This is a genomic window from Gemmatimonadaceae bacterium (genome assembly GCA_035606695.1).
In the GTDB taxonomy this organism is placed as follows: domain Bacteria; phylum Gemmatimonadota; class Gemmatimonadetes; order Gemmatimonadales; family Gemmatimonadaceae; genus JAQBQB01.
Genome location: DATNEW010000003.1, coordinates 38,710 through 51,288 on the forward strand (window position 1 = coordinate 38,710; position 12,579 = coordinate 51,288).

Consider the following 12,579-nt stretch of genomic DNA (forward strand, 5'->3'; position numbering starts at 1 on the left):
GTCAGAGCTCGGCGAGTGGATCCGGCGATTGCCGCTTGGCGGCGCGGCGCATCTGAAGCGCTCGATCCGTCACGCCCAGTCGGCGTGCGGCGCTCTGCAAATTGCCTTCGACTTCGACGGCGATCTCGATCGCCAGCTCGGTCGCGGCGTGGCTGATTTCTTTCATCCCGGCGCCTTGCGCGACGGCGCGGCGCACCGCGCGCTCGAACGTCTCGTCGCGCCAGTCGCCAGGCAGCGCGACATCCGGCCGCTCGTCGGGCGGAATGTCGCCGACCGTGATCGGCCCGGGACCGACGTGCCGCTGCATGATGCGCGACACGAGCTGCCGAAGATCGCGCACGTTGCCGGGATACGACCGGCGGCAGAGGTACTCGCGGACAGTGTCGTCGAGCGGCGGCGTCGATCCGTCGCGCGTCATCTGCCCCACGAAATGCTGCGCGAGCGGAACGATGTCCTCAGCGCGCTCGCGAAGCGGCGGCAGTCGCACGACGACGCTTGCCAACCGGTAGTAAAGATCACTGCGAAACTTGCCCTCCTCGACTTCGCGCGGCAGGTCGCGATTCGTCGCCGACACGAGCCGGAACGACGTCTCACGCCACACGTTGCTGCCGAGTCGTTTGTAGGTTCGCTCCTGCACGGCGCGCAACAACTCCGGTTGAAGCCTGAGCGGAAGCTCGCCGATCTCGTCGAGAAACAGCGTTCCGCCGTCGGCGATCGCAAACGCTCCCTCGCGCGCGTCGACCGCGCCGGTAAACGCGCCGCGCACGTGACCGAACAATTCGCTTCCCGACAGCTCGGGCGCGATCGCGCCGCAGTCGACAACGATGAGTCCACGTTTGTTTTGTCGCGTATCGAGCGCGTGAATCAGGCGTGCCGCCAGCTCCTTGCCGGTTCCGGTTTCGCCGAGGATGAGTACCGGGCCGTCGGCGAAGCGCGCCGCTTCGACGAGCCGCCGAGCGACGAGCGTCCACGCGTGACCCGTCCCAACGAGATTGTCGCGCACCATCGGCGACTCGACGCAGCGATCGACTTCGTCCCACCGCGCGACACGCGCGACGATTTCCGCGGCGGTGTTTCGCTCCTGCGACCACACGAGCAGGTCCGACGCGCCCTCGCGCACCAGTCGCCACGAGGTGTCGCGGCCGATCGCCGCCTGATCGACGGCGATGGCGATGACGCGCCCCAAGCCGCCACGACTGACTTCGCGCAGGCGCTCATGGAGCGCCGGCGAGTCGGTGTCGAAGAAAATGAGACCGGTCGCATGGGCCGGCATGTCGTCCGACGGCGCGACGAGGCGCATGCCCGCATGCGACAGCGCGTCGAGCAACGGCTTCGCCGCCACGCCGGAAGCAGTCCCAACGAACTGATGCCACACCGCCGGCCTTGGCATGTCGTTGCCGAGGATCGCGAACTTCGGATCCGGTCGTGGGTGGCGGCTCGATGCCTCCAATCGCGCCGTCGCGGTGGACCTAGGACTGCGGCATTGCGATGTACTGCGTCGAGCGCACGCGGGGCCCTATTCTCGGGGCAAAGTGCGGATGCGTCAAGAGAAAACACTTCGCGCAATCGGCTTGGATACACTCCGTTGAATCATTTCGCGACACGATGTTGCGAGATCGTGATTCACCTCACCTCTGAACGCGAGTTTGTCGCATGAGCGGCGCGCATCGAGTGCTGATCCTCAGCGGAGTGCGCCTGTTCTGCGAGGGACTGGCGCTGCGATTGAGCGAACATAAACAACTGAGCGTCGTCGGCTTCGCGACGTCGCTGCACGACGCGCACGAACAAATGCGTACCCTCCGCCCCGACGTCGTGCTCGTTGACGCGTCGGCGCAGGATTTTCTTCGCATCGTCAGCAGCCTGCGCGAGCTGTGCAACGCGGTGATCATCGCGTTCGCCGTTGGCGACGAGGAGACCGAAGCCATCGCGTGCGCGGAAGTCGGTGTAAACGCCTTCATCGAGCGCGACGCGTCCGTCGAGGACCTGGTGCGCGCGATCACCGAATGCACGCGCGGTGAAATGACGCTCTCGCCCCGGTTGGTCGGCGCGCTGTTCCGCCGCGTGGGATTCCTGGCGCGCATGGCGAGCGGCGCCCCGGCGACCGCGCTCACCTTGCGCGAGGCGCAGATCTACTCGCTGCTGCGTCAGGGCTTCGCCAACAAGGACATCGCCTCACGCCTCGGGATCAGTCTCCCGACGGTGAAGAACCATGTCCGGCGCGTGCTCGAGAAGCTGGGCGTCCATCGTCGGAGCGAAGCAGCCGCGCTTCCGCGGACTGGTCCTTCGCTGCCCATGACAAGCCGCACCTCGATGGATCGGCCCAGTTCCACGACTGCGCCTTAATGCTCTGGTTGGCGTTTCGAAAAGTCGTACCATGGCCAGCGCCAACCGCACCGCACCAATCGCACTGTCTTCCGCCATCGAGGAGGAGCGCATGAGCAAGTTGGATCGCCCGGATCGGGTGACGAGCCACGTCGGAAAGCTCATCGAGAAGCACGGTCTCACGGCCGCCGAGCAGGAAGAGATTCTAGCCGCGCTCGAGGAGCGGGCCGCGACCATCGCGCAGCGTCGCAAAGAGCAGGCACGGGAACGGGCCAACGACCGAGACAACGACGACGACTGTGATCCGTGCCTCGAGTATCTCGACAATCCACTCGCCGAGCTGCGCGTGCTGGTCCTGTCGCAGCCGGGCGCGGGCGAGCAGCCGGAGTATCTCATGGGCGACAACATCCGGCGCGTACGCGAGTGCGAGCTGCTCAACATCACGACGGATGTGATCGAGGGCGAAGCGGCACAGGTCTGCGATCGCTGACGCCGCCGCATCCACTGAATTCACTGGAGTTTCATCACTCACTGCTGAACAATCTGGCGGCCGTGCGCCGCGGGAGAGTCGACGCATGTTCAGGAATCTCGTTGCGAACGTGGGCGGCGGAGTCAACAACGCGAATACCGTGTTGACCGGCTACACGCCGCTCCAGCTCGCGAACTATCTCGAATTGACGTGGAACGCGCCGCGCTCGCGCGCGCGTGTGTGGCGACTCCCCGCCGTGCAGGGCGGCGGCGCGGTCGGGCGTCTGGGCGTGAGCCGGCGCATGGCGCGCAACGTCGCGGAGATGTGGGCGCCGCGCCCGCCGATCAACCCAGCGCTCATCGGCGCGCCGACGTTCTGGAGTCATCTCATCTACGCGTACATGATCGAGAATACCGGTATTGTCGAAATTTTTCGGCGTGTGCTGCAGTCATGGATCTCCGACGAGAAATTGCCGCCCCCGTCGATCGAGACGCAGTATTGGATTCGCGCGAGCGAAGATCTCTTCTTCAAGAACCCCTCGCCGTATTTCCACTCGCTGGCGAGCAGTCTCCGCCCCGATCCCGACAGCATTCGCGTGAACGCGTACAAGCGGCTGCTTGGTGTCGAGCTCGGCCACAACTTTACCGGGAACGGCACGGGTCGCGCCCCGGCGATCGCGAACACCGAGTTCATGATGGTGTTCGAACGCCTGCTGCATGAAGTCTGGAATGGGTACGTCTACCGCGCCCCGGCTGCGGGGCCGAACGCCGCGGACGTTCAGGCCATGGAGTATCTGTGCCGCACGCTGCGCTGCATGATGCTCGACCGTCGCACGAACGGCGCGCTCATGCGCGAGGAGTTCGAGGCGGTAAGCCTGTTGTCCTGGTTCCACCTCGCCGTCGAATACGACACGTTCATCGTCGATAATCTCGACGCGCAGTCGACGCGCGCGGCAAGCCGGCTGCATCGCATCGGCGCGCTCGTCGGGGTGACGCCGGCCGCCGCATCCGACGCGTACTTCCAGCTTGCCGACGCGCTGTCGACGGCCCTGATCTCGATCGAGAGTGGCCTCGTGGAACTGGCGCTGCAAGCCAACGTGCCCGCGCTGTCGGACCCCGCGGTGAGCCCGCTCGCGAACGTCTTTCAAACAATCATCACGTACTGGCCGCTCATGACGGGCCGCGCCTTGAAGGCGCCACTTGCCACCGGGTGGGCGGTGCCGGTGCAGTTCCTCGGCGGCAGCGGTGGCAGCATCAACGTACGCGGCGAGCTTCCTGCGCCGACCGACGCAACGGCTGCAGCGCCCTCGAACGTGTATGCGATCCAGCAGCCGACAGGCGCGGCCGCGCCGGCACCCGCGAAGGCGGCGGCCGCACCTGCGCCGGCGACGGTCAATGGCCCTCCCGCGCAGCGCATCGTGAAGCTGATCGCCGAGAACCGGTCATCGTCGTTCGTCGGCATCAACCGCGTCGCGCGCACGGAAACGACGACGCAGTTGATCAGTTGATCAGCTGACCGGCTGACGGGTTTGATCGGCTGCACGGATTTTTCGCGATCGAGCCGGCGGAATGATGCCGGCTCGATCGTGACCGCTCAGTGAGTGATCTTCTTATACGAACGCTGAACCTCCGTCATTCATCGTTCCCTTACAGAAGGCATACGCTGTGTTGCGCGGCCGAGCGCCTATCATAGAAGTCATGCGCGCCTCACTCATCGCCGCTCTTGTTCTCGTCCCGTTGTCGCTCGCCGCGCAACGGACCTCGTTCGTCACCACACTCGGCCACGATACGCTGTCGTTCGAGCAGTACACGCGAACCGGCGACACGATCACCGGCGACTGGGTGACGACGTACGGCGGCATCATGTACCATCACTACGTCATCACGCTGCGCCCCGACGGCACCGTCGCGCGCTATCATCTCGCGTTGCACCGCGTCAACGGAAAGCCGGTCGGCTCGGTGGACATGCAGTTCGACGCCGACTCGGCGACGATCACCACGACCGATCCCGACAAGGTTCAACGCGTCGCGGCAGCGAATGCCTTTCCCGTGTTCGCCGGCACCGTCGCGCCATACGAGGTGATCGCGCGGTTCGCGCGCGCACACAATCGCGATTCGTCGGTCACGCGCATCCTGCCGGCATTCAGCAGCTACCGCACCGGCGAAGCTCCACTCGTTTTCTTCGCGGGCGACTCGGCGTGGCTCGGCAATCCGGCGGCGCCACGCTATGCGCGTATCGATCGCAGCGGTCGCATCGAGGGCATCAGCGCGCGTGCGACAACGACCCGCGGCGAGACTCGACGCACTGCCGATTACGATCTGGCGTCGATCATCTCGCACTTTCCGGATATTCCGCCCGACAAGAACATCGTCGGCGCTCCCGGCATTTCGCCGCGCGATACCGCACGCGGCCAGCTTGGGCGCGCGACGATCTCGGTTGACTACGGTCGCCCCGCCGTGCGCGGTCGCGACGTGTTCGCCCGCGGCGTGCTTGGCGACACCCTATGGCGAGTCGGCGCGAACGCCGCGACCCAGTTCACGACCGATCGCGATCTGAAATTCGGCGAATCGACGCTCCGCGCCGGTACGTACTCGATGTGGATGCGGGTCACTCCCGACGACTCGCGCTTCGAGCTCGTATTCAACAGCCAGATCGGGCAATGGGGTACGGAGCACCATGCCGATCGCGACGTTCTCACGGTTCCGCTTCGGCGACTCAAAGGCAGTGCCCCAGTCGAGCGGCTGACCATCACGCTGCCGCAATCCGGCGAGAAATCAGGCGCGATGCGCATCGTGTGGGGAACGACGGTGCTGGCGACGCCCGTCTCAGTTCCCTGATCCACGGGTCGAAAACGACGCGGGCCTGACCGCGCTTGCCTGTCTGGTGTCCTCATTTTAGGTTAATATATGGGGACCAATCCAGACCTGTAACTGATGATTCTCGAAGTACTTCGCATCGCCGCCGCCGCGCTCCGGGCCAACCTGCTCCGCTCGCTGCTCACCATGCTCGGCATCATCATCGGCGTCGCCGCGGTCATCGCCATGGTCGCGCTCGGCGGCGGTGCCCAACAGTCCGTTCAGGATCGCATCGCCAAGCTCGGTACGACGACGCTCCAGATCGACGCCACCTGGATTCGCACCGGCGGCGTTCAGCTCAACACCCGCCGGCGTCTCACGATCGACGACGCGCACGAGATCGAAGAGCGCGCGCCGCACATCGTCGCGGTCCAACCGCAGCAGGACAAGATGCTCCAGCTGCAATGGGGCAACAAGAACGCGAATCTTCGCGTCATCGGCGCGTCGCCCAACTTTCTCATCGTCCGCAACTATCAGATCGACATCGGGCGCATGTTCACGCCGGCCGAGAGCCGCGGCATGCAGCGCGTCGCGGTGCTGGGCGCGGGCGCGCTCACGCAGCTCGGCGTCAATGATCCGTACGCCATCCTCGGCCAGCATGTACGGATCGGCGGCATTCTGTTCACGGTCATCGGCACGCTACGCGCGAAGGGAGCCGGCGGTGGGTTCGGCAGTCCCGACGACCAGATCGTGATTCCCTACTTCACGGGGCGGTGGCGCGTCTTCAAGACCGATTGGGTGAACGACATCTTCGCGCTCGCGACGAACGAAGCGGATCTGCCGAGCGCGATGAGCGAGATCCGCCTCGCGATGCGCCGCTCGCATCGCCTGCGCGGCGATCAGCCGGACGATTTCCGCATTCGCAACCAGGCGGATTTCCTCGAGACGCTCGACGACGCGACGAGTACCCTCACCGCCTTGCTCGCGGGCATCGCGGGCGTATCGCTGCTCGTCGGCGGCATCGGCATCATGAACATCATGCTCGTGTCGGTCACCGAGCGCACGCGCGAGATCGGCATTCGCAAAGCACTCGGCGCGACGAAGACGAACATCCTCCTGCAATTCCTCGCCGAGTCGACGGCGTTGTGCCTGATGGGTGGTGTGATCGGCTTTGGGCTCGGCATTGGCGGCGCGATCGCGATGCGCGACGGATTCGGCTGGAGTACGCAAGTGGACGCCGCGTCGCTCGGTCCTGCGTTCATGTTCGCGACGGCGGTCGGCGTGGTCTTCGGCGTGTGGCCGGCGCGGCGCGCGGCCGGGCTCAATCCGATCGAGGCACTGCGGTACGAGTGAGACACAACACCGACAACTTCGAACTCACGGAGAACATGGTATGCTGAAACTTCTGTGCTCGTTCGGCGCAGCAGCGAGCCTTGCGTTCGCGGCGACCGCCGGTGCTCAACGTCCGAGCAATGCGCCGGGAGGCCGCGGTGGCGGCGCGGCGAATGCGTCCGCCGAATCGACGGACGAGGGCGTCGCCGCGGTCGAGCACATCTCGACCACGCATCACACCGTCGTCATCAACGGCAAGACGATTCCATATACGGCGAACGCCGGCACCATGGTGATTCGCGACGACAACGGGAAGCCGAAGGGTACGGTATTCTACATTTCTTATACGAAGGATCAGACGGAACCGACCACGCGTCCCGTCACGTTCTTCTTCAACGGCGGACCCGGCTCGGCCTCGGTGTGGCTCGACATGGGCTTGATGGCGCCGCGGCACCCGGAGATGGGACCGAACGGTGCGCAGCCCGCGCCGCCGTACGACCTCGTCGACAATCCCTATTCGCCGCTCGACGTCACCGATCTCGTGCAGATCGATGCCATGATGACCGGCTATTCACGGCCGGCGCCGGGCGTGAAGGTGTCGGACTTCACCGGCGCCACGAACGACATCAAGATGTTCGGCCAATTCATTCGTAACTATCTGGACAAGTACAATCGCTGGGCCTCGCCCAAATTCCTTTTCGGAGAGAGCTACGGCACGTTCCGGTCGGCGGGACTGGCGTCCGAGCTCCAGAGCGGCGAAGGCATCGAGCTCAACGGCATCATGCTCCTCGGGACGGTGCTCGACTTCGCAAACATTCAGCCGTCGTCCACGAACGATCTCGCGTACGAGTGCTATCTGCCCACGTACGCGGCGACAGCGTGGTATCACAAGAAGCTGTCCCCTGACATGCAGAAGCTCTCGCTCGAGCAGGTGGTGCAGCAGGCGCGCGCGTTCGCGTTCGGCGACTACATGACGACGCTGGCGAAGGGCAACACGCTCAGCGCGGCGCAGCGGACCGCGGCGGCGCAGCAACTCGCGAGGTACACGGGCCTTACTCCGCAGTTTATCGAAGCCACCAACCTGCGAGTCGATCCCGGCGTCTACCGCACGGAACTTCTCCGCGGGCAGCGCGAAACCGTCGGCCGCTACGACAGCCGCATGATCGGTCTCAACGGCAACGCGTCCAGCCAACGCCAGGATTACGATCCGTCCGACGTCGCGCCGACCGGTGCGTTCATGTCGGCGTTCATGCGCTTCCTGCGCGGCGATCTCGGATATACGAGCGACCTTCAGTACTATCTCGGCGGCCGCGCGGGCCGGTGGGATTACTCGAGCCTCACCGGTTTCGGGAATCTCGGCAGCGGCTATCCGAGCGAATCAGAGGCGCTGCGCACCGCGATGGCGAAGGATCCCTACCTCCACGTGATGGTCGGCGCCGGCTATTACGACATGGCGACCCCATTCGCGAATGCCGAGTACACGTTCGATCATCTCGGCTACGATCAGACGTATCGCGATCGCGTGCAATTCAAGTATTACAAGAGCGGCCACATGGCGTATCTGAATCAGGAGTCGGCGCGACAGCTCAAGTCGGACATCGCGAGTTTCATTCAGTCGACGGAGCATCCGGCGAACCTGACGCCCTGATTCGGCGTGAGTCGGAAACGCAATGCGCACGCGGACTAACGCCGACACTGCACGGGCTCACGCGGACGACACCAGAAACTACTCAACTACGCGCACGCGGTGAGATCTGAGCCAAATGTGCGCGCGTATTTCTACGACTAGAGCATGAACAAAAGATTCGGTTCGTTGTTGCTTCAGTACCCTGCGCCCCGCCATTCTGGTTTTATGGTGTTGTCCGCGTGAGCCCGTGCAGTGTCAGCGTTAGTCCGCGTACGCTCTGTTCTACTTGATCGTCCCGACACACGCACTCCCTACAGGCAGTCCCACGAGCTTGGCGAGGATGTACTGCACGTCTACGGCCTCGACTTTTCCGTTGCAGTTGGCATCGCCGTTCGGGTTGATGACGAGCGGCGTGCCCGGCCCGGGGAAGCCGACGATGGAGCGCACGAGCAGCAAGGCGTCGGCGCTCGTGAGCCGCCCATCGAGATTCACGTCGCCCCGCAGCGCTCCGGGAATCACCTCCGCCTTCGCCGAGTTCAATCCCAATGACGAAGCGAAGTCGGTGCCGCCGGGCGTCTTTGCCGATGTGAACGTCGGCGTGATCGAGGTGGTCTTGCCGATGTTCGACGCCGAGAAGTGAAAGTAGAGCTGCGCGAGCGGCACGCTACCCGATTTTCCGGCCGGGTCGGTCGCGCTCAGTGACACGCGCGCCTTGTTCGATTGCGTCGACGCCGGCTTCGCGAAGCCGCCGGACACGCCGGCTGCCGAGTCGAGTTGCACGACCGTGGAATCCCAATCGACGATCGCCGCATACGAGCCAAGTGTCTGGTTGAGCGGGCCGACGTTCACACTGAGCGTCGTCGCGAATTGGTAGTTGAGCACCCCGCCGACCGAGTCGACGTCGAACCCCGCGGCCGCCACAGTCTTCACCGGGCCGCCGCCGACGAAGATCGTATTGACGATCGACGCGCCGCGTGCGTTGCTGCCGGCGCTCACGGTGATCGTGTCGACGTACACGCCTGCGGCGAGGCCGGATGGACTGATGGTCCATCGGAGCGTCGTTGGTCCAGTGCCGGACGCGGTCGCGAGCGTCGTGAACGAACGGCGCTTGGTCGCGGTCCATGCGGTCGTCGACGCGTTGATACCGACGACGAAGAGGTTCACCGAGTCGGTCACCGACGTCGTCGACTGTGCGGCAATGCTGTCGATGTGCGCAGTCTGACCGAGCGACAACTGCGTGCCCGGCAGAATGACGAGCGTGTCGAATAGCGTGGCTGTGGCGTGGCCGTCGAGTGAGGCGATGGGAAGGACATTGGCGTAACGGCCGGGCGCGAGCCCCGTGAGAACTCTCTCATAACGCACCCACCCGCGCCCTCGACCGCCAAATTGCGGCAATCCGGTACCGGGCGGCAGCGCCACACGCAACGGCGCTGGTGCGCCGCCCGGGGTCGTCTCGCCGCTCGCGGTAAGCAGAATGCTCGCCGCCCACTGCAACGTGTCGGCTCCGGGACCGACCGGCACCACGAGAACGGAATCGACACTCGAGCTGAGTCCTTGCGCAATGGTATCCGCGCGCGCCGCCGACGAGAGCTGAAGCCCGGCCGTCGCCGACGGATTGTAGACCACGAGCGTGTCGATGAGCCGTTGTTGCTTTTGACTCGACGCGGATTGCGTCGATCCACCTGGAAAAGGACCGACGATCAACAGCGTGTCGATGTACGTACCCGGCTCGAGATGAATGCCGCGCAGCGTATCCTGGGCAATCCACTGGAAGTACGCCGTGGCGTTTCCGGTGGCGGCATACGTATTGGCGAATCCGCCGCGTTCGACGGGAACGAGGAATCGGGGCGAGCGGTTGCCGGTCGTGAGCGTCCATGACGCACGTGTCGCCCACAGTCCGCTGAAGCTCACCGCGATGGAATCGGGCTTCGACAGTCCGCCCGCCAGGATGGAGTCCCGGCGCCCGGTGGTCGAGAGGGCGTATTGCACCGGCGGCACCACGAGCAGCGAATCGAAGAACACCGCCGAGTCGGTTGGGTTCGCGGTGAGCTTGACCGTGATCGTGTCGACGTACCAGCCGGTTGCCGTCGTCGAGAGCGTGACCATGGGCCAGATGGCCACGCCATTACCCGTGCCCGTCAACGTCACCAGATTCTGCGATCCCGACGCGAACCCGAAGTTTTTCCTCCGCGTCGCCGTCCACTGCGCCGACGCACCGCCGGCGCCGGCGATCCGCACGAGCGTCGAGTCATTGTGCCCGACGCCGGCGAAGTTCGAATCGACGTGCGCGACCGCGCTCAGTCCAACGTGCAGCGCTGTCCCCGGCGTCACCACGAGCGTGTCGATGTACTGGTGCACGCTCGTCGCGGCGGTGCTGGTGATGTTTAGAGTATCGTAATACGTGCCTGGTGCGAGCTGCGCCACGTTGCGCTGGAACCGCAGCGTTCCGGAACCGCAACCGGTGGGCGTCAGGACCTGCAGCCACTGTCCCCCGCTCTGCTGATTCGCGGCCGCCCACGTCGCGCCCCCGGGCCCGCTGGCGGTGATGTCGATCGCATCGCTCGCTGACGCGATTCCCTCAGCCACCGTGCTCTTCGAGCCGGTGCGCGATAACGCGAAGTTGCGGCCGAATCCGTTGTGGATCGTCACCTGCGCACTGGTGCCCGTGATCGAGACGACCGAAATGCTGATGGCGTGCGCCTTGTCAACGAACGACTCGCCGGACTGCAGGACCGCGCCGTGGTCGTTCGGATTTCCATTGCCGTCCCGGTCCTGCACGTTGAACGACTGGGAGCTCAGGCACGCGAACACCGTGCAGCGTTGGTGGACGACGACTCCCTCGAGCGGCGTATCACGATCGAATCCCGCGTGCTGGCGCAGCTCGACTGTGTAGTACGGATCCGACGCGCTGTCGCTCGAGCCAAGCGGGATGACCGCGAGCAGATAGTTGGTATTGCCCGCGGGCGTCGCCGCGCGCTCGAGCGTGATCGTGCTCGAGGCGCCAGTCGCGACGAACCGCCGCGCGACGGGGATGTATCCGAGCAGGTCCTTCTGCGGCTGCGCCGCTTCCGCGCCGAAGTTGATCCCGCTTTCCGTGTACGCGGTCGCGTTGCTCATGATGTCCCAATCCGACGTGTACCCGAACCCGTCGTCCGTGGATGAGTGAAAGAGCGACAGCGCGTGGCCAAACTCGTGCGCGTGGCTGCCCATATCCGATTGGGGAGAGGCTTGATAGCCGCTGACTGTCGTGCCAAACGCCTTCGTCACGCCGCGAACCGTCGAACTGTCGGCGTACCCGCCCAGCTCGACCGGGTAGAAAATCCCCAACTCGTACGCCACGACGTCGTACTTCGAGACGTCGACGCTCGCCGGAATCAACGCTTCACACGCCGGAATGAATGTGGCCAACTGCAGCGTCCCGCCGGACTCGTACGACGCCGCCGTTCCGGGCACGGTGATCCAGTCGAGAACGTCCCCGGTGACGTTCAGCTGTCCGTACGAGCTCTCCTGCCAGAACGCGGCGACGCTCATCGGACCGTTGAACCACAGGCTCTGGAAATCCTGCACGCTGCCGAACGGCGTTGGGCTATCCGATGTGCGACACGGCAGCACCAACACACGGCGCGTGGTCCACATCGGCGTGCCCGGCACCGTCGTGATGAATCGCGCGCCGCCACTCGGCTGAATCGACGTCACGTGTCCGTCGGACATCGTCGAAAGCGTCGCGCGTAGACCGCGCAGCCGATTCACGCCGCCAACGCGTTTGACCGTCGCGCTGTCGAGATGCACCTCGTACGATCGCCGCGTGGCGCGGTCGAAGACGTACGTCAGCGGTGTCGCCGTATGGTGCTTGAAGTCGTCCGCCCACAGCACACTGATCGGGCCACTCATTGATGCCGGCACCGCGACGCGCCGCGACGGGCTTTCGCCGCTCACTTGCGCGCGAGCCGTGCGCGCGAACGTCGACATGGCGACCACCCCGGCTGCCGCAGCCGCCGAGGCCGCGACGAATGCGCGTCTTCGAATCGACATTG

At 65.0% G+C, this 12,579-nt stretch carries 8 protein-coding genes; 6 read left to right on the forward strand and 2 right to left on the reverse strand.

The window, feature by feature from the left end; genetic code table 11:
* Position 1: 1 nt before the first annotated feature.
* On the reverse strand, positions 2–1,390 hold the full coding sequence (locus VN706_01090; GenBank protein ID HXT14191.1) for a sigma 54-interacting transcriptional regulator: 1,389 nt from the start codon (positions 1,388–1,390) through the stop codon (positions 2–4).
* 263 nt (positions 1,391–1,653) lie between these two features.
* On the opposite strand from VN706_01090, the gene VN706_01095 reads away from it, so the two are divergent.
* The 6 genes from VN706_01095 (at position 1,654) to VN706_01120 (ending at position 8,566) form a co-directional block, all read left to right on the forward strand.
* Entirely contained in the window at positions 1,654–2,343 is a 690-nt protein-coding gene (locus VN706_01095) for a response regulator transcription factor (GenBank protein ID HXT14192.1), read from the forward strand.
* Between the two features lie 91 nt (positions 2,344–2,434).
* Positions 2,435–2,812, forward strand: coding sequence for a hypothetical protein (locus VN706_01100; protein HXT14193.1), 378 nt, complete (start codon positions 2,435–2,437; stop codon positions 2,810–2,812).
* An 85-nt stretch (positions 2,813–2,897) separates the two neighbouring features.
* Positions 2,898–4,298, forward strand: coding sequence for a hypothetical protein (locus VN706_01105; GenBank protein HXT14194.1), 1,401 nt, complete (start codon positions 2,898–2,900; stop codon positions 4,296–4,298).
* Between the two features lie 190 nt (positions 4,299–4,488).
* A complete protein-coding gene (locus tag VN706_01110) occupies positions 4,489–5,628 on the forward strand; it encodes a DUF2911 domain-containing protein (GenBank protein HXT14195.1) in 1,140 nt (379 codons plus the stop codon).
* Between the two features lie 96 nt (positions 5,629–5,724).
* Positions 5,725–6,939 carry an ABC transporter permease gene (locus VN706_01115; GenBank protein ID HXT14196.1) on the forward strand — a complete coding sequence of 405 codons (1,215 nt, stop codon included), beginning with the start codon at positions 5,725–5,727 and terminating at the stop codon, positions 6,937–6,939.
* 40 nt (positions 6,940–6,979) lie between these two features.
* Positions 6,980–8,566, forward strand: a complete 1,587-nt coding sequence (locus VN706_01120; GenBank protein ID HXT14197.1) for a hypothetical protein — start codon at positions 6,980–6,982, stop codon at positions 8,564–8,566.
* 261 nt (positions 8,567–8,827) lie between these two features.
* Here VN706_01120 and VN706_01125 read toward each other — a convergent pair whose 3' ends face one another.
* Positions 8,828–12,577 carry a dockerin type I domain-containing protein gene (locus tag VN706_01125; protein ID HXT14198.1) on the reverse strand — a complete coding sequence of 1,250 codons (3,750 nt, stop codon included), beginning with the start codon at positions 12,575–12,577 and terminating at the stop codon, positions 8,828–8,830.
* Positions 12,578–12,579: the final 2 nt, after the last annotated feature.